Raw genomic sequence first — 18,832 nt, forward strand, 5'->3', positions numbered from 1 at the left:
CTTGATTCTATAGTATAATAGACCGCCAGGGTAGCGGTCTACTTATTAACGCTGATTAGCGAGCTTAACCGCTCCAGGAGGTCGCCGCCGCCTGTTACCGAGATGGAGCCGATTTTGTCACAGATCTTCTCGAGGAATTCAAGCTCCTTCAGCCGGAACAGGGTCTGATTCTCGTCCATCAGCTTCGCCGTATTGAGCAGGCTGCGCGTCGAGGCTGTCTCTTCCCGGCGGGTGAGCAGGTTCGCCTGCGCCTTTTTCTCTGCGAGCAGGACGGTGTTCAGAATGTCCTTCATTTCACCCGGCAGAATGACATCCTTCACGCCTGCACCGAGGAAGCGTACCCCGAACTCTTCCTCCTTATCCTGAATGCGGGACAGGATGAAGGAGGCAACATCCTCCTTCTGCTTCAGAAGCTCATCGAGTTTCAGCGTTCCGACATATTCCCGGAGCAGCAGCTGAAGCTGGATATGGATCTGCTCGCTGAAGGATTTCAGCTCCAGAACGCGGTGCGGATTCACGATCTTGTACTGGCATACGAAGTTCAGACGCAGTGTAACCTTATCCTCTGTCATCATCTCCTGGCCGATCAGATCCATCTGCTGCTGTCTTAGATCGACCGTCTTCGTCAGCACCGAGACCGGGCCCTTCCAGAAATAATACTTACCAGGCGTCAGCTCCCGCTGGAGAGTGTGATCATAGAACAGGAAGCCCAGCTCGTAGCTTGCGATTTCACAGCACTGCACATACGGAGTAAGCTTCGCTATAATCGAGCGGTCGATCCCGGCCGGTAGCTCCGGCTGCCGGATGTCCGTATGCACGAAGGTGTGCTTTTTCAGGAGGTTCCAATAGGCATACACACCCGGCTTCAGCACCTGGGCAAATTGGCCGTCCTCATAGTGCAAAACAATCTCATGATCCTGTACACGTACGACATCAAGCTCCCGCAGCAGTTCTTCATCCTGCAAAAATAGCTGCAGCTCCTTGCCCTCAACGCTAAACGGTTTGGCAATACTCAATACCGCCACCGTATGCTGTGACCAGGATAAGTACCGGTAGGTTCCCGGAAGCAGCCGTTTCACATAACTTCCCTTATGAAAGAGCAGACCCCGCTGGTCCGCTTGAATCGTGATTGTCTTTAACATAGTTGTACCCCCTTCATGTTTGACCAATGGATGACAGAATCCCCCTGCGTTCCGGCGGAATCACGTTTGAGACAGACGGTCTGCCGGGAGGTTCGGGAGGGCATTGTGATTTGAAAGCTAAACCCTGCTTCAGCCAGCCTTCGTATCCTTCTGTCCTTGCCAAAGCCTCCCCTGCTTGCCGCACTATCGGTATCCACGGATTGCAAAGCCCTTCCGCAGTGCGCTATAGTAGCCGCCTGGGATTCTGCCCCTTGGTCTGCTTAACTCAAATTTAATGCGCTTATCGCTCGATTTACAGTCGAGTAATATACCAATAATCGCTCCCAAGGCGATTGGGGAATCGAACCCCAAGTGGGATTCCTACCGAAACGAACGGTACAGGATACCGTAACATACATGCCGGCACTGCGGGATCTTCTTGAGATCCCCGCCTCGTTACGCCCGTCCGGATAAGAACCAAATGTATGATGAACGCGCCCGGCGTTATCAACCTGCTAAGAGGTAAAGCTGCTTCTTACAGGTTCTATCTTCGCTGAAATCCGGCGGAACGAACATGGCGAAAGTATTACGACGGGAGAAAAAATTTCCAGAGGGGGAGATTTTGGGAGGGATAGGAAAAAGCTCAAGGACAGGTGTGTGAGCCTGGTCTTGAGCTTTTAAAGTGAGGATTGGGTTTGTGTCTTGATAAAAAATAGAGGACGGACCTGATGGATCTGGGTTACCCGTCTCCATTTATCTGATCGCCATTCTATACATTGCTTTGTAATATCAAGGTTATTCTAATAGGCTTGAATACCGAACTTCAACAATTTCTTAGGCAAGATGTCATCCAAATTTTGAATATCAGAATCCTCAAGCTCAATTAGTTTAAACCCGTATTTACTGTATATATCCAACTTAACCTTTTTGCGCTCCGTATATCTTTCATCATTTTCCAATCCCCAGTATTCAATATATACCTTACCAATTGGAAGATAAAAATCACAATATAGATCTTCCTCTACAGGTAGCTTTCTTTCATAAGCATGTACAATCTCAGACATATACAACCAATTATCTATTAACATTTCGGCTCGGGAACGCACATAATGCCCATCTGTAGTACGGTATTTAGCTTCAAACTTCTCACGGAACCCAACATTAGACTTTAATGTTTTCACTTCTGTATCTTTGCTTGTCGCAACACTTTCTTCATTACTTTCAATTATGTTTCCTTGAACAGATTGAATGGTTTCAATAAGTCGTTTATTAGTCAAAATGCTGACGTTCCAGGATACAGAAGGAATACCCGTTTGAGCATGCTCAAATTGTTTTCCACCCAAGCTTTCACCCAAACGCGTTACTGTCCATCCTTTAACTGATTTCTGAATCATACCCAGCTCTGATAATATTGGATTCATGCGAAATTTAGAAATTTTAAAATGCTGACTCAACGCTGTAGCATTAATTAATTTATTTTCTTCTAAAGTGGCAGTCAGCTCGTTTTTTATGTTTTCTTCCCAAGCAATATAAGTCCCATGTTGTGGATGAGTCTTTAGAATACCCCCTATTTCTTTACCTTTATCAGTTAACACCCAGTTATCATTATCCCGATCAATGAATCCTTTTGCCTGCAATGTTCCAAATAAATCTTTAGCTTGTAGCTTTAACTCTTTGGCCAGTGCAGAGGTTGATAAATATTTCTGTGGCTGTGACATCTACTTAGAACACCCTCGCTCTCTATAAAATTATTTAGCCTATGATATAAACAAATCACTGCATTCGTTGTTTGAAAAGATTACATCGCCTTTGTCTTTCGGCAGCTTGGATAATTACTGCAACCCCAGAAAGCGGTGCCCTCTTTACTCTTGCGATGGACCATTGGTGCTCCACATGCGCAGGTTACGACTTTAATTGGGGTACCACTAGCTTTTTTAGGCTTTACTTTGCCTTTAGCAGGCTGCCATTTCCCCCAAGCCCGGAGCTTATTTTCGATCAGCGCCCCATGCCAATAATCAACCTTAAATTGCTCCGCCTCTCGTTTAGCTTCTGCTGTAAGATCGGAGGTAGTTATAAGCAGCGATAAGATGCAATCATGATTTCTTTTAGCACCTACCAATTCGCGAACCGTCATAACTTTTACTTTGTTATGCTCAGCGTAACACTTGGCTTGTACCGCCGTTTTCTCACCACGCTTATCAACAATAACTAAGTCTACGCCCCCATCCTTGCCGCCTACTCCCACTTCCTTTACGGTATAGCCTTGATCCCGGAAATATAAAGACAGCAGTCTTTCAAACTCAGCGCCGTTAATTTGATCTAAAGGTGCCTTTAAGAGCAATTCATCCGGTCTGCATGTTGTAGAAGATCGGTTAAACGCCGTAGTAGTGCTTTTCTTAACAGGGGTTTTCCGCTTGGCTGAACTACGACGTTTTGTCTTCTTACTACCTTGCAGCAGCCCAGACAAGATAGATAAGACGATGATGACTACTACAAATCCAATTGTTGATGCCATAAAAAACTCCTCTGATTCATTAGTATAATTGCTGCTCCCAGTTCCTGTTTTCCTGAAATACCAAGTTTGTTTATACACCCTTCTTTTATCGGCATACTCCTATCAAAATAGTAAGCAGACAACGCAAAAAGAGGCGGCTCTCCCTGGCCTAGGTTACGCCTCTGAAGGTTCGCTCATGATCATGCCTTGAACTTGTTATATGTTTCTTAAATAAGAATATTATGGTGACTTTAAATAGTCAAACTAAATAAGACTCACTACTACTTTAGGTTTTCTGTACCTTATATAAATCCAGTAGATTACAGAACATCCTGTACTTCGACTCCCCAGTTTTATCCCCATCTGACTTGATCTCATGTATACCATCATTTAAGCAACTCAACTGCTCATCTACGTTCACCCCATAGCAAAGTGCAGTCTGCATAATTACAATCAGCCCATCGAGTAGTCCCTTAGGATAGGTTTGAAGAAAGCGAGCATAGTTAGCAAGGAGTTCTATTTTTCCAGATAAAATCTCAACGGCATATAAATTCACCTTGGCCAAATGTCGAAATTCACGAGCAATCTCTTTCCCGTCCGTCCCTAAATCCTCCAACCACCCAAGTTCTGCGTATCTGTAAATGCTATCTCTGGCCTGCTCGTAATCCCCCAGATGTTGACATGCTACTCCTCGCATCTGTTGGCTGAACCCGAAATAATAAACAAGTGGATGCTGCATCTTAACTAGAGGGATTGTCATCCCCATCGCCTTATAATACAACCGCTCTTCATAGATACGCTGGGCAAAGCTATGCAAAATATCTGCAGTATATAGCAGCTTGCCCCACTGTTCGAAATCATGTGCAGTTTCAAGCATTTCGACAAGAAAATCAGGGTTAAAGGCTTTAAGGATGGAGAGATGCAAGTGTGAATCCTCCTTTTTTATCCATTTATACCTTCATTGTATATTTTGTATTCTGGAGGGTCAATATAAAAAGTACTTATAAGTACAATTAAAAACATATTTCGATTGCCTTTAATGGTCTGTAACGGTTAGCTTCCCTCTTCTAACCTTAATGTAGAGGTGATCCCATGAATTTACCAGAAAACGTCGGTAATCGTATTCGTGAGCTTAGAAAAGCAAAAGGATGGACACAAGAACAACTTGCAGAAGCAGCTTCACTTCACTACAGCTACATAGGCGGTGTCGAACGAGGAGATCGAAACATCTCATTAGAAACACTGGAAAAGATTATTGCGGCGTTTAATGTTCCCGCTATAGAGTTATTTCGCTTCGAGGATGAGACACAGCGCCGCAAGGCGCTGGATGAACATATGGCTTTGCTAAGCAGTAAAAGTGCAGAAGAAATAACAGCGCTCACTCGGGTAACTCGGGAAGTGATTGCTGCTATGGGGTTAGGTATTGCTCCATCTGATTAACTAGCCCAGCAATAATATTATAGAGGTTAGCAGATAAAATCTCGTTCAAATACTGATATAGGAGTCCCCCCTTTCTCAGCATCCGTCTCGATCATAAGCCGACTGAGCGGTATCATTCGAACAAACTCTCTCAGATGTTTGCCTCTTCGTTCATCACAAATCCATCCGGTGATCCCGATATACAGCCCCGATACATTAGATTAACGCCGATAACAAATATCCAGAGGACGGGAATGTTTGTTTAAACTCAAACGTTCCTGTCCTCCGACCGCTGAATGATTATATATTCCTTACCTCCACAACCCGCCCCAAATCCACATACTCCTCATGATCCAGCTTCACCTGCACTCTGCCCTTGCGGCGCTTCTCCCGCCATTCCCGCAGTGCTTCCTCTGTTTCCAGACGGAGCTCGGCAAGCTCCAGGGCCCGGTCCAAGATGTACTTACTGGTGTAGAGCACGGTATAAATCCCTTGCCCGCCAAGCGCAATAGGAGCAGCAAGCCGCTTCCACTCCTCAACCGTAAAACGTACATACAACTCTTCCTCCGTACCCGGCCGACAAGGGACTTCCGTAATCTCCTTACGCCGCAGCACCTTCCAATCCGCTACCTTTCCTACCCAGTGGATGCCTGTTTTTGCAGGATCAACGAACTTTTTACGGGATTGGCACATGGCCACGTATTCGATTTGGGTAAGGCTCTTCTGACTGGCAAGATTCCTTAACGGCATATGGTAAAAAGCTTTCCGAACCGCCACCCCCACCTGCTCCGGCCCCCGGACAGAGCCAACCAGCACATTTTTGCCCGCAAGCTGATCCGCATAATATTCTCTCGTGCCGCGTGGACGTGTGGACCGCTCGTAGGCTTTTTCCGGACTGTCCCGGATAATCTCATCCAGGAATTGCTCCACCAGGCTTGTGGCATTTGGCAGAAACGGCAGCGCGCCAATGTTCAGCAGCTCGATGCTTTTATAGAAACGGTGGTCCTTGAACCGCTCCTCGTCAGGATAGGGAAACAACACATACGCTCCGAACATGCTCCGCTCGTATTCCCCAGAGCCTTTCTCCTGATACACAATCGCATCCCGATAACGGTGCATCGTATTAATATCGTCTTCTTCCGGCCCAGGCTGCCCATACTTCCCTTGGTAAGGAGTACCTTCATACGCAGGATTCAAGCGATATTTAGCGTCAAAAACATACTTATACTCCTTGATCTGTCCAGCATCCTTCTTCTTCAGGGTTAGCACATTATCCGGGCGCTGACTTAGCGTTGGCGTCTTGTCCGTCCCAGGAATCGCATTGTAGTACAGGATGAATTGCTCCCCGTTCACCGGGTTCTCATAGACCATCTTTGCGCTCTGCGAGCGGTCCAGCGTCACAAAAATCCCGTTCCGGTTCACCTTAATAATATCCTGCTTCACCAGCTTATACTTCTGCCCCAGCAGCTGATTGAGCTTGAGGAAACACCAGTATTCATAGAGCTGAGCGACATCCTTCATGGATAGGCGGAACAGGTCGCTTTGGATAGACAGGCCTTTGAGCAGCATGAGATAACAGCGATAGACCTCACGGTACCCGGGCGCCATCTGCAGCACCAGCGTAACCGACATCTGCTTCAGCACCCCAGCCTCACGCAAAAAATCCATCTTAAGCACCCGCTCAATTTGCGTAAGCATCGTATCCAGCCTTTTGATCAGCTGAGGATCTGCGGTCCGGCTTTTCGTCTTCCAGCGGGTTTTGAGGGCCTTCAGCTTGCCATGAATACGTTCCAGCATCCAGCGGATGAACCGGTTCTCGTTCGTATCATAGGCGAGGCGCTTCCGCGTCTCCATTAGATGTGTGGCTGCGTAGCTCCGATTGCCGATGGTAATGAATCCATGATTCATGTCTTCTCTTAACCGTTCCGGGTGCTTCGCGAGCTCACGGATGTTCTCTCTTCCGGCCCTTTTAACCCGATTGGCATCCACCAGCCGGCGGTCCTGGAGCAGCGCATAATTAGGATTTTTGTTGATTCGCTCAACGGCATCCAGAAGCTGTCTAAAGATATATTGCAGGATCGAAAAAAACTCCGTTAGGCTCTGATGCTGCGTCTCCCGCAGGCCTGTTAGCTGGTAGGTCCGGCGCAGGAAGTCGAATGCCAGATTATAAATCTGTGCATTCACCTCATTCAGAATGTTCTGGTAATCCAGCTTGTAATCCATCTTCGACGGAAAAATCTCCATCTCCACCCGCAGCAGCATCTGCCCCTCACTCCGGATCTCCCACTCCGTCAGACCAACCTCATTGCCAAAGTTCAGCACACCCGCGAGAAGCGATCCGCCCAGAGGCTTAACTGCCTGCCGCAGCAGCACATTATCATGGTAAAAAGAAAGCTTAACCCCCGTCTTGCTCTCAATCACCAGCTCATACGACTGAGTCTCATAAAAGCATGGAAAGACCGCCTTCCCCGGCTGCCAAGCCACCAGCCCGTAAGTCTCCGGCGAAAAAACCTTGATCTGCACATCCCCAAGCCGCTCCGAGCACACAAGCCCAAGCTGCGCATTCACCCACTCCTGACCGGCAGAACGATGAAGCTGCAAGGCCTCCACCGTAGGATGAAAGGGCCTTCCTGACACATAAAGCGTAAAAGGCTCCGTCTCAATACGGAGCAATTCCACCGCCTGATTAAGAGAGCCAGAATGAGGTGAATCCATCTTCCTCCAGCCTCCTCAGCATAAAAGCTAATTTACGCGCACTTTGCGGATGCTTGATCCCAGGCGGATTCTGCCCGGCAGCCCATCTCGTATAGAGCGGAGAAGCATCCTCCGTTAGGTCCTGCACATTTACCGTTATGCCAGCACCGCTACCTATCGCGACCTTCATCAGGTTGAGCAGAACCCGGCGCACAGAGGAATGACTACCTTGAATGCGCGGCAGAATCTTTTGCAACAGCTGCCAGTCGAACGCTTCTTCTTCATCCATCAGGCCATAACGGTCGTTATAAATCATATAAAAGCATATCGCATCCCGTACCCGGAAGCCCACATGAGCATGAATGTCCTCAAGCAGCGTATTAATCTTAACCAGTCTCTCCGTTGTCCGGACAACGAGTTCCTTGTGAGTATCATAGGCGTCTACCAGCTGCAGATAATCCGAGCGGACAAACAGATGATTCAGCTCCGTAAGCTCAGCGGGATCACCCGCCTCCTGCCCAGTCTCAAGCGGATACTGCTGCAGATTGATGTAATTGAACTCCAGGGTGTTGGCGCGGTCGAGCACTTTTTTACTAAAAGGATGCGTCGTCTCGTCCATATTCACCGTCCCGATCAGGAACACATTCTCCGGGATACCAAGGCCACCATAGGTTTCTTGATCCTCAGGCGTATCCAGCAAGGTAGGAGAGATAAGGTCCTGCGTCTGAATGGCCCCTTCCCGCCACTCCTGCGTCTCCAGCACACTAAGCATATCACTGAAGTAATGCTCCACCCGGGCCAAATTCATCTCATCCAGGCAGATAAAATAAGGCTTATGCCGATTCTCCGGTTGCCGCGCATCCACTAACACCTTCGTAATCGGACCCGGCTGGAACCTGCCCGACAGATCCTTATACCCCAGCAGATCCGCAGGATCACTCCAATCCGGCCGCACCGGAATCAAGCTAAACTGCCCATTATCCCGCGTCGCCCCCAGCGCCTCCGCAAACAGCTTCACCAGCCGCGTCTTCCCTGTTCCTGAGATACCCGCTAGAATAACAAAAGGCTTGGCTTTTAACGAGAGGTAGAAATTTTCGATAAGGTGTTCAGGGAAAAAGAAGCCTTGGCGGCGGATGTGGGATTGGATTTGGTGGAGATACGTTGAAATTGTAGGATCGGATGGCGGCAAAATAGGAATCACCTCACGCAAACTCTCCATACTGGAGGCAGTCTCATCTTGATCTAGAATAGTAAACTCCGGCCAAACCACTTCTGTCGTGAGTGCTTGAAGCACGTTAAGTCCTTGTCTGGAAAAACGGAACAAATACCCTTGATTCACTCCACCTCCTGAATGGAGCGGGCCTTGGGTTATATTCAGTTGCATAATTTGCTGATTAAACTGTTGTAATGCAATGGGTGGAATAAGCTCCATATAACGAGTCCGAACCAGTCTACCGTCCTCTTGCCAGCTCGTATTAGCCATAGAACCTGGCTTGGGTGCTTCGACTGCTGCATCTGTTACCTGGCTAACATATCGAATAGCTTTATTGGAGTAATGGAGAATAATATCACCTTGTTTAACTTCTTTCATGGTCTCCCAGTGATATAGCTTTCGGCCTTGAGTATTCAGTAGGGGCGCCCACATAATCCCCTCATCTTTCTCTGCTTGAATAGTAGTTCCTTGATTCACCCACCATACACTAGGTTTTGGCTGATATGTAATGAATTCTAAACGGTATTCGAATGGCACTCCTGTCGCATAGAAATCAATATATTCAGCTTGATCTTCAGGTACGACAACCTGAGGTTTCTTCACATCATCCGATTGTTGATTCGTTCTCTCATCCATTATGAAGGAATAGGAGTGCGAGAAGGTTTTAATTAGGAAGTCCTTCAGTATCTGATTTCCGTTATAGCGGAGTTTAAGGGATTCACGGCTTGCAGTTCTTTGGTCAATTTTCACTAAATTAGCATCAAAGTTTTGATCTTTATAAATAAGCTTAGCCTTTATTCCCTCACCCAAATTAGGCTGCTTCCCTTGGTTAGCTCCTAAAAAATCCTGTTGAAATTCAACAGGAATATGTGAGCCCTCAATAAATACAGAATAGTCCACTTTTTTGCGACCAATTAAGTTAGGAATCTCTGTATCTTTCCACCAACTTCGTAGTTGCTTGATCATTTATGTTAACTCCCTTATTCCATTGATAGGTAAATTTCAGGTGCTTCTAGCTCTTCTCCTTTATTCTCTTTACATGAAGCTAACGAATTTCCGAATAGGTAATATTAGCTTGAACTAACTGCTCATAAATCTTCTGGATCTGTGCTGCAGAAATAGGAGGTTCAGGAGTGGTCATTTTTAAGCTGAGCAGCTTCCTGGAGATAAACTCATTTAACTCCACATTATAGACAACCAGTTCATCAGAATGGATTTCCCGAAGCTCCGGATCAATGCTGAATCGACATCTCGTCGCGAATGAGACCATAGAGATAAATTTCACTGCAACAAAACCTTGTACCAGGCTTTCAATGGCTTTCTTTGTCCATAATTTTGCTTCACCGGATTATACATCTTATAGCGGTTGTTCAGCGACCATTGCTGATCCGTCCGTCCACCTTTAATCTCCCCATTGTAGTTTTTCGTTTCGACGACAAATATGCAATATTGAGAAATAAGAATATGATCAATCTGGGCGTATCCTAATCGAGATTTGAGATTAAGTAGCAGCAGATCACTTAACGATTTACACTCCTTAGGAGGTTAATCGAGTTGGATATTGATTTTTTGTTCGCCTTGCTCGTCAACTCGTGTGGGAGGAGTCTGTACCTTCTGCACAGCCTGTGAGATCTTAGTGTCCGATCTTCTGAAGAGAGACATTAGAGCTTTAAACATATCAGAACCTCAGATTATTTGAATTTACAATATGTATGGTTATTCGACAATATGAAATGTATCCCTTCTAAGATATGTCCAAGAAAAAAGACTGTCGCGCGGACAGCCCAAGCATTAGTATATGTATGTTTTCATGATGATGTCTTAATCCGAAATAACAGAAGGAGCATTAAAGACATTCGCAAGTTGCATACCATCCTTTTATCCTTTTAGATATAGACGTTCATAAATAACTGCCTACTTCAATTGACGCTTATCCTCCCAGTACTCAAACTCTGGTATAAAAACAATATCCACGGACTCTAATAACGCCTGAAAAGCCTTGCGCTCTTCTTCAAAAGCGTGCCTAGTCTCGGATATTCTATCTGTGTGGTTACCTCATTCAATCGAACCTAAATCGTTTGTATGAACCACGTTGGAAAGCTCATCACATCTCCCCCAAGACAGGTGTCAAATAACTGCTTCAGGCACCTAGTACTTGGTTTTAAAATCCCCTTGGTTTATACTCGTAGGCGCCAGCAATGGACATAGAAATGCAGGTGTTCGATGCGGAAGAAGAAAAAGTAAAATACTATTACAGCTAGTGGGCGAACGCGGCCGTAAGAGGACGGCACAGTCGCGTAACTATTTTAAGTGCAATCGTCAATACTATTCGGTCCGTATTTCAATCGAATTCAATCGGCATCGTTTATTAAAATATAAGAATCATACCAAAAGAGTCTGTAAAATATATTGTGTAAACTCTCAAACCCATTAAAATGGAAGTAAGAGAAAGGTTGGGGAGAACACATGGGACTTTGGTCAAAACAGCAACTTCGGGAATTCATTAAGGAGAACAACTTGGTCACCGCACAAGATGCGCAGAATGCCTTAAAAGATCTGTTTGCAGAGACGATTCAGGAGATGCTGGAAGCCGAAATGGATACCCACTTAGGCTATGGAAAGCATGAAGTGAAAGCGAAGCTCACGCCAAATAGCCGCAACGGGAAGAGCCGTAAAACGGTAGTCAGTGAGTACGGCGAACAGGAAATCGCCATCCCTCGGGACCGGCTGGGTGAGTTTGAGCCCTTGGTCGTTAAGAAGCATCAATCCAATGTAACCGGCATCGAAGAGCAAATCATTGCCCTATACGCTAAAGGGATCAGCACCAGGGAAATCCAGGATCATCTGGGGCAGATGTACGGCATTGAGGTCTCGCCTACGCTCATTTCCAATGTCACGAATAAAATTGTCCCTCTCATTAAAGAATGGCAGAATCGGCCTCTGCAAGGGGTCTATGCAGTCGTCTATTTGGATGCGATCCACTTCAAAGTCAAGCAGGACGGGGCAATTGTCAACAAAGCTGCCTACATGGTCATTGGCATTGATCTGGACGGAAACAAAGACGTGCTGGGCATGTGGATTGGGGAGAATGAGTCCTCCAAGTTCTGGCTGAGTGTGCTGAATGAACTGAAGAATCGCGGAGTTCAGGATATTCTCATTATCTGCGTGGATAACCTGTCTGGGTTCTCTCAAGCGATTGCAGCCTGCTACCCCCAAACTGAAATCCAGAAGTGTATTATTCACCAAATCCGCAGCTCCACGCGGTACGTGTCTTACAAGGACATTAAAAAGGTGACTGCCGACTTAAAGCCCATTTACAAGGCAGCTACCGAGGAAGGCGCCTTACTTGAACTTGACCGTTTCGAGGAGGTCTGGGGAACAAAATATCCGCTTATTATCCGTTCTTGGCGAACAAATTGGGACGAGCTTGCTACCTTTTTCAAGTACCCGCCTGAGATCCGCAAACTCATCTACACCACCAACATGATCGAGAGTTACCACCGTCAGCTTCGTAAAGTGACGAAGGGAAAGAGCATCTTTCCTACGGATGAGGCATTGCTGAAGATGCTCTATCTGGCCACCGTAGACGTCACTCGGAAATGGACGGGACGTGTCCAAAACTGGGGCCAAATGCTGCTCCAGCTGTCGGTCTTCTTCCCGGATCGGGTCGGTCAACACTTGCGTTAGATTCGCGACTTCCCCCTCGGGGGAATCTGTGCTTAAAAGAGTTTACACAAAATTATTGACAGACCCTCACCTAACAATTCAACTACGAACGCAGCCATACAAAATCGTTCCTTTTTTATTTATAGAATCGCATCTATATCATCTGTTGGGCAGTCTGATTCAATTACTTCTACTTCGATCCCCCTATCATGGACTTTAAGTATATCGTATCCTCTTTTTGTTTGCACTTTGATAACTTGGGGCTCATCCGTGAGTTCTATCTCTTTGTATAGTTTATTATCAATACGTATACTTGCATATGTACCGGTATCGGGCCGGTCCTTTCTTATGGTTTAATGAAGATGAACTAGTTAATGGGCAGCATCTGATTATGATATAGGAGCGGTATTTATGATTGTAAGGCAAGTCTTGCCTTCCCTGGCAGCGGGATACCGTCACACGGCCGGTCTGAAAGCGGATGGTACATTAACGGCTGCAGGGGATAATAAATATGGCCAATGCAATGTGGACGATTGGACCGGTGCGGGGAGCCATCATACCGTCGGCCTGAAAGCGGACGGTACAGTAACAGCTACAGGCTGGAATAAGTACGGCGAATGCGAGGTAAGCGGCTGGCGCGATATTGTGGCTGTAGCCGCCGGCTGTACCCATACTGTCGGTCTAAAAGCCGACGGTACAGTGGTCGCTGCAGGCAGTAATGAATATGGACAATGCGGGGTAAGCGGCTGGTATGATATCCGCCTGCCCTTCATTGGATAATGAATAGCCATGTGCCATTTCCGGGGCATGGCATATTTTTTTTGTTTGTGTTTTGAATAACCTATGTTACTATTAACATAGGTTATTCGTATTGGAGTGAATGAAATGTCCATCAACTATGCCATTTTGGGACTGCTAAGCAGTCAGTCCCTGACCGGATATGACCTAAAGAAGATCATTCAGGATTCTTCGTTCATGTATTGGTCAGGCAATAACAATCAGATTTATAAAGCGCTGGTTGAGCTTTTGAAGGAAGAATATGTGACCAGTGAGGTACAGCATCAGGAGAGCTCTCCCTCCAAAAAAATCTATACTATAACCCCCGCAGGCCAGGCGGAACTGAAGCGCTGGGTGTTGTCGGCGCCGGAGCAGCCGGAAGCCAGAAATACCTTCCTTATTCAGCTCGCCTGGAGCGACCAGCTGGAAACCGCGGACATTCTCGGCATGCTGGATGCTTATGAGCAGGAGATTATGAGCCTTATCCACCTGGAACAGGGCCGTGAGGCCAAAGGGCAGTATGCGCCCGGGCGGAGCCCGCGGGAAGCTATGCTCTGGAAGCTGATTCAGGCGAACAGGCTGTCGGCGCATACGAGTGAATTGCAATGGATCGGAGAGGTCCGCAGGGCCCTTACTAATGAGAATGGGAATGGAGTGAAGCAAATGAAGGTTGAAGTGATGACCCGTGAAGGACAGAAGTATCTTGAATTACGCCCCAGTGACAGTATGCTTAGTACAGAGCAGGATATTCTGGATCTGATCGGCGCCTGCATGGAGCATGATGTCTATAAAGTTCTGCTCCATGAAGCGGTGCTGCCGGAGGAGTTCTATAATCTGCGGACCGGGCTGGCCGGAACGCTGCTGCAGAAATTCATGAATTACAGAGTGAGAGGTGCGGCGGTCATTGGCAGCGGGCAGGCAGACAAGGGCAGATTCAAAGAGCTGCTCTCCGAGCTGAACAAGGGAAGCAGCTTCCGGACATTCGGCAATGAGGAAGAGGCGGCGGCCTGGCTGCTGCAGAACGATTAAACGTTATAGTGTATAGCTGTGAAGGCCGTCTCTTTGACGGTCTTTTTTGCTGCAAGTGTAAGAGCAATGTTAGCGGAATGTCATTTTTCAGTCAATTCGTTGTGGGAACGGCGGTATGAAGGTAACATTCAATCTAGGTATTTGATATCATACAGGGGTGATTGAAGTGGATAAGCAGGTACAGCGGGAGCAGGGGTTATTCAAGACGCTGCTCGAAATTTTGATGGTATCAGGCAGATTGGGTTTGACCTCATTTGGCGGTCCGATAGCCCACCTTGGTTATTTTCATGATGAATATATCCGCAAAAGAAAATGGATGGACGAAAAAAACTACGCTGACCTGGTGGCGCTGTGCCAATTTTTACCCGGGCCGGCCAGCAGTCAGGTTGGGATTGGCATGGGGATTATGCGGGCCGGGGTACCGGGCGGAATTGTCTCATTCCTTGGTTTTACATTACCTTCTGTAGTGGCCTTAATCCTATTTGCATTGATCCTTCAGGGCTTGGATGTAAGTAACGCAGGCTGGATTCATGGCTTGAAATTGGTGGCTGTCGCCGTTGTCGCACACGCGGTTATCGGCATGGCCCAGAAGCTGACTCCCGATTTAAAAAGAAAAGCCATCGCATTATTGGCACTGGTCATTACATTATTATGGCAGACCGCCTTTTCCCAGGTCGGAATGATTCTTTTATCAGCAATACTGGGTTTCCTGATCTATAGCCGGCACGAAGCAGAGGCTGACAGCAGAATCAGCTTTCCGGTTAAGCGCAGCCTGGCTGCGTTATGTTTAGCTTTATTTTTTGGGTTGCTGCTGCTTCTTCCGGTGCTGAGAGAAATGACCTCCATTCGCTGGATTGCAGTGTTTGACAGCTTTTACCGTTCCGGTGCGCTTGTGTTTGGCGGGGGACATGTTGTTTTGCCGCTGCTCGAACGGGAATTCGTAGCCTCAGGCTGGGTGAGTAAAGAGGCCTTTCTCGCAGGATACGGGGCGGCTCAGGCTGTTCCGGGGCCGTTGTTTACTTTTGCCTCCTATCTGGGTGCCGTAATGAACGGATGGGCCGGAGGCCTGCTCGCGACAGTCGCTATTTTCCTGCCTGCCTTTTTATTGATTCTGGGAACCCTTCCTTTCTGGGATGGCCTGCGCCGGAATCCAGCAGCAAAAGGGGCTTTAATGGGCGTAAACGCTGCAGTAGTAGGTATATTAATCTCTGCCTTTTATCTGCCGATTTGGACCAGCTCCATCCTGGCGCCTGCAGACTTTGCTTTTGCCGCGATATTGTTCAGTATGCTGGTATACTGGAAATTGCCGCCCTGGATCGTAGTGTTGACAGGTGCGCTGGGGGGGACTGTACTGGCGTTGATATAGATGGAAGAGTAGCGTTACCAAGAGGACATAATGGATTGAACCTGAAGATTAAGGCAGCCTGTCTGGATGATTGGCTGCTTTTTTGCTGTGATAACGGCAGTAGAGTTTAATTATATCTGTTATTTATAGACTCCGAATTACAGAAAAGAGGTATAATTGTACCAATCTTTTATCTGGAGGAAACCTGATGCACATTGCTTTCGCAAACGATTCTGACTATGACTACATAAGAGATCGTGACCGGCATATTCCCGAGAACCTTATACCGGGTAAAATGAAGCGGAAGGAAATCTATATTCTGCGGGACGGGGACGGAGGAAATATCGGATGGATGCGGTATGGATACTTCTGGGACAATATCCCGTTTATGAACCTGATCTGGATAGATGAACCCCATCGGGGCAAGGGTCTAGGAGCAGAAGTTGTTCACTTCTGGGAGAAGCAGATGAAGCAAAAGGGGTTTGATATGGTAATGACATCCACCCAGGCTGACGAAGGAGCCCAGCATTTTTACAGAAAATTAGGATATAAAGATGCGGGCTGTTTAATCCTTGATTCGCAGCCGCTCGAGATACTGCTTACCAAGAAGCTGGATCTTATAACTTAAAAATAGAAAGCCCGTTTCCGCCAATCTGCCGGCTGAGAACGGGCTTTATTTTTACCTGGAAAACAGTCTTCACTGCGCCAGGCTCTCCAGATCCGGCTGTAATTTGTTCCGCAGAATATACAGCATGCCGGCACCGACGAGGAATGCAGCAGCATCCGCAATGACCAGTGACCAGACCACCCCGTGGAAACCGTTCATCCGGTTGGCGATGTAGAGCACAGGGATCAGCGTCGCGCCTTGAATAATAGACATAATAAATGCGGCGGTACCTTGCGCTGTTGCCTGGAAGATTCCCGTAAACAACGCCGTCGTGCCTGAAATGAACAGGGATAAGAAGGTCACATGCAGGATATAGCTGCCCATTTCAATTAACTGCGGGTCATTCGTAAACATGCCGATTAAATGGTCGGAAATCAGATAGACGATAAGACCGAAAGCGACTGCCAACACTACAATCGTTTTGACCGTAAATCCGATGCTTTGCTTCATCCGCAACCGGTTGGCTGTAAAGGAGAAAGCGATAAGCGGCACGACTCCCTCACATAAGCCCATAATAATAAACTCGGGAAACTGTAATAATCGGGATGAAATACCGTAAGCGGCTACGGCGGAATCGCCATATTCCACGAGATAATGGTTGAAGATCAGCGACATTGCCCCCATGAAGATACTCATAATGAAGACGGGAACTCCGATTTTAACAACATTGCTGACAGTTTCTTTACTGGCTTTGAACCACCGTACGGAAACCGTTAAAAATTGGCTTTTATACCCCATATGGAAGGCGTAATAGACACACGCAACGAGGTTGGAGACAACTGTCGCTGACGCAACGCCGATAACATCCCAATGGAACACGAAAATGACCAGCGCATCGAGGATTATATTCACAGCAACGCTGATAATCATGCCGATCATCGACGTAATGGCTGCCCCCTCAGAGCGCACAATATTCTCCAGCGTGAAGCATAATACGAGGAAGGGTGAACCGATCAGCATGACCGTGACATAATCCTTGGTAAAGCCAAAGGACTCAGGCGTTGCTCCAAGGCTATGGACAATGGAATCGATGAAAGGGAGGCCAACAGAAATAACGATAAGGCCGAGTGCCAAGCTGCTGTAAAAAGCGAATGAGGACACATGCTTTACGTCATCGTATTTCTTCTCACCCAGTAAACGGGAGATGAAGGTGCCGCTGCCCATGCCGATAAAGTTCCCCAGCGCCATAATAATTGCGAATAACGGCAAGGTTAGCGCAAGTGCGGTTAACATCGCAGTATTGTGGAGTGTACCGATAAAATAGGCATTCAGGATGGAATAGATGACACTCATCGACATGCCCAGCATCATGGGGACGGCAAAGTGGGCTACGGCTTTGGCAACAGGGGCTTTCTCGAAATAATGGAGGTTTTCTGCATCCATTTAAATCACTTCTTTCTGGTTTATTAAATGCTTATCTAACAGTGTTAGATTTAACCTTACAGTGTTAGATGATATCATGGGGATAGGAACTTGTAAAGTATAAACTTACACTGTTAGATAAAAGGGCGGATAATGATGAAAAAGCAGCAGCCTCAAGTTTCAGAGGAGCGGATTTTGGAAGCTTCATGGGAGCTTCTTGGCGAGGAGGGCATCGAGAAATTCAGCATGAGACGGCTGGCAGACCGAGTAGGGATTCAGGCTCCCTCTCTATACTGGTACTTCAAGAGCAAACAGAATCTCTACCAGGGCCTGGCTAATCAAATATCCAAAATTATACTGGAAGAATTTCACGCTGAGGGGGATTGGAAAGCGCAGCTGACCGGACTTGCAGTAACGGTACGCAGCGTGCTTAGCCGGTATCCCTGCTCTACACAGCTCATGATGATGACACTGCCGCATGAGCCGGATATTATCCGGTTTACGAACCGGATGCTGCTCTGTGTGGAAGAGACGCCGCTTGAGCCGGAGCAGAAAATGCAGGTGGCTACTACGCTTATGAACTATGTGTTCTTTTTCGTTCTGGACCGTTATCAGCATGAGCGTAATATCTCAGCTATGATTAAGGATCAGGAAACACTCCCGGGTGAAGAAATGCTTCAGCTTTTGGATTCTATGAGTGATAAGGACGCGGGGCTGTTCCGGAGGATGTTTACGACCGGCCTGTTCGAGCTGATGGGAACCGACCGGGCGTTTGAATTTGGCCTGAAGCTGATTGTGCTGGGGATTGAGCAGGTGATAAAGGAGCAGGAAGGACAGTAAGGATCCATACGTGTCAGATGAGGGTCTGGCGGTAAAAGAATACTGAAGAGGGCAGCACCTTTCCGGATTATGCCGAAGGGCAATTGCCCTTTTTTGGTTTTGCAATTAATAAATAAAAGTATAAAAAGATTCATATTATTTAAAAATTTCAATTGACTAATATAGGATTTCCGCTATAGAATAAAAGCGGTTACAGAGTTTCTTG

15 protein-coding genes and 2 pseudogenes are annotated in these 18,832 nt (G+C 47.0%); 7 read left to right on the forward strand and 10 right to left on the reverse strand.

Annotated features, from left to right (window positions below; genetic code table 11):
• Window positions 1–38: 38 nt before the first annotated feature.
• The 4 genes from M2108_RS00090 to M2108_RS00105 form a co-directional block, all read right to left on the reverse strand.
• Window positions 39–1,142, reverse strand: a complete 1,104-nt coding sequence (locus M2108_RS00090; RefSeq protein ID WP_277471574.1) for a slipin family protein — start codon at window positions 1,140–1,142, stop codon at window positions 39–41.
• Between the two features lie 779 nt (window positions 1,143–1,921).
• Window positions 1,922–2,839 carry a glycerol kinase gene (locus M2108_RS00095; protein WP_277471575.1) on the reverse strand — a complete coding sequence of 306 codons (918 nt, stop codon included), beginning with the start codon at window positions 2,837–2,839 and terminating at the stop codon, window positions 1,922–1,924.
• A gap of 80 nt (window positions 2,840–2,919) precedes the next feature.
• Window positions 2,920–3,636: a restriction endonuclease gene (locus M2108_RS00100; protein ID WP_277471576.1), complete on the reverse strand. Its 717-nt coding sequence runs from the start codon at window positions 3,634–3,636 to the stop codon at window positions 2,920–2,922.
• Window positions 3,637–3,901: 265 nt separating this feature from the next.
• A complete protein-coding gene (locus tag M2108_RS00105) occupies window positions 3,902–4,540 on the reverse strand; it encodes a DNA-binding protein (RefSeq protein ID WP_277471577.1) in 639 nt (212 codons plus the stop codon).
• 167 nt (window positions 4,541–4,707) lie between these two features.
• Here M2108_RS00105 and M2108_RS00110 point away from each other — a divergent pair, with 167 nt between their 5' ends.
• The gene (locus M2108_RS00110) at window positions 4,708–5,055 is read left to right on the forward strand and encodes a helix-turn-helix domain-containing protein (protein ID WP_277471578.1); all 348 of its coding nucleotides are present in this window, start codon (window positions 4,708–4,710) and stop codon (window positions 5,053–5,055) included.
• Window positions 5,056–5,132: 77 nt separating this feature from the next.
• Here the strand turns inward: M2108_RS00110 and M2108_RS00115 are convergent.
• From M2108_RS00115 to M2108_RS00130, 4 genes and pseudogenes are all read right to left on the reverse strand, one after another.
• Window positions 5,133–5,243, reverse strand: a pseudogene (locus tag M2108_RS00115) (TatD family hydrolase); the annotation flags it as partial.
• Window positions 5,244–5,334: 91 nt separating this feature from the next.
• Window positions 5,335–7,749 carry a restriction endonuclease-like protein gene (locus tag M2108_RS00120; protein WP_277471580.1) on the reverse strand — a complete coding sequence of 805 codons (2,415 nt, stop codon included), beginning with the start codon at window positions 7,747–7,749 and terminating at the stop codon, window positions 5,335–5,337.
• Entirely contained in the window at window positions 7,721–9,907 is a 2,187-nt protein-coding gene (locus tag M2108_RS00125; protein ID WP_277471581.1) for an McrB family protein, read from the reverse strand. The genes M2108_RS00120 and M2108_RS00125 overlap by 29 nt, the downstream gene beginning before the upstream one ends.
• A 315-nt stretch (window positions 9,908–10,222) precedes the next feature.
• The gene (locus M2108_RS00130) at window positions 10,223–10,456 is read right to left on the reverse strand and encodes a nuclease-related domain-containing protein (RefSeq protein ID WP_346780781.1); all 234 of its coding nucleotides are present in this window, start codon (window positions 10,454–10,456) and stop codon (window positions 10,223–10,225) included.
• A gap of 951 nt (window positions 10,457–11,407) precedes the next feature.
• Between M2108_RS00130 and M2108_RS00135 the strand changes: the two genes are divergently transcribed.
• A complete protein-coding gene (locus M2108_RS00135; RefSeq protein ID WP_280776820.1) occupies window positions 11,408–12,628 on the forward strand; it encodes an IS256 family transposase in 1,221 nt (406 codons plus the stop codon).
• 119 nt (window positions 12,629–12,747) lie between these two features.
• On the opposite strand, the gene M2108_RS00140 is transcribed toward M2108_RS00135, so the two are convergent.
• The gene (locus M2108_RS00140) at window positions 12,748–12,957 is read right to left on the reverse strand and encodes a NusG domain II-containing protein (RefSeq protein ID WP_277469256.1); all 210 of its coding nucleotides are present in this window, start codon (window positions 12,955–12,957) and stop codon (window positions 12,748–12,750) included.
• 85 nt (window positions 12,958–13,042) lie between these two features.
• On the opposite strand from M2108_RS00140, the pseudogene M2108_RS00145 reads away from it, so the two are divergent.
• The 4 genes and pseudogenes from M2108_RS00145 to M2108_RS00160 form a co-directional block, all read left to right on the forward strand.
• Window positions 13,043–13,387: pseudogene (locus M2108_RS00145) on the forward strand (chromosome condensation regulator); the annotation flags it as partial.
• Window positions 13,388–13,492: 105 nt separating this feature from the next.
• Window positions 13,493–14,413, forward strand: a complete 921-nt coding sequence (locus M2108_RS00150) for a PadR family transcriptional regulator (RefSeq protein WP_277469015.1) — start codon at window positions 13,493–13,495, stop codon at window positions 14,411–14,413.
• Window positions 14,414–14,636: 223 nt separating this feature from the next.
• Window positions 14,637–15,779 carry a chromate efflux transporter gene (gene chrA / locus M2108_RS00155; protein ID WP_277469257.1) on the forward strand — a complete coding sequence of 381 codons (1,143 nt, stop codon included), beginning with the start codon at window positions 14,637–14,639 and terminating at the stop codon, window positions 15,777–15,779.
• A gap of 187 nt (window positions 15,780–15,966) precedes the next feature.
• Window positions 15,967–16,386 carry a GNAT family N-acetyltransferase gene (locus M2108_RS00160; RefSeq protein WP_277469016.1) on the forward strand — a complete coding sequence of 140 codons (420 nt, stop codon included), beginning with the start codon at window positions 15,967–15,969 and terminating at the stop codon, window positions 16,384–16,386.
• A 69-nt stretch (window positions 16,387–16,455) separates the two neighbouring features.
• On the opposite strand, the gene M2108_RS00165 is transcribed toward M2108_RS00160, so the two are convergent.
• Window positions 16,456–17,808, reverse strand: a complete 1,353-nt coding sequence (locus tag M2108_RS00165; protein WP_277469017.1) for an MATE family efflux transporter — start codon at window positions 17,806–17,808, stop codon at window positions 16,456–16,458.
• A gap of 135 nt (window positions 17,809–17,943) precedes the next feature.
• On the opposite strand from M2108_RS00165, the gene M2108_RS00170 reads away from it, so the two are divergent.
• A complete protein-coding gene (locus tag M2108_RS00170; RefSeq protein WP_277469018.1) occupies window positions 17,944–18,627 on the forward strand; it encodes a TetR/AcrR family transcriptional regulator in 684 nt (227 codons plus the stop codon).
• Window positions 18,628–18,832 lie beyond the last annotated feature (205 nt).

Source organism: Paenibacillus sp. PastM-3, assembly GCF_029893965.1.
Classification (GTDB): Bacteria; Bacillota; Bacilli; order Paenibacillales; family Paenibacillaceae; genus Paenibacillus_AQ.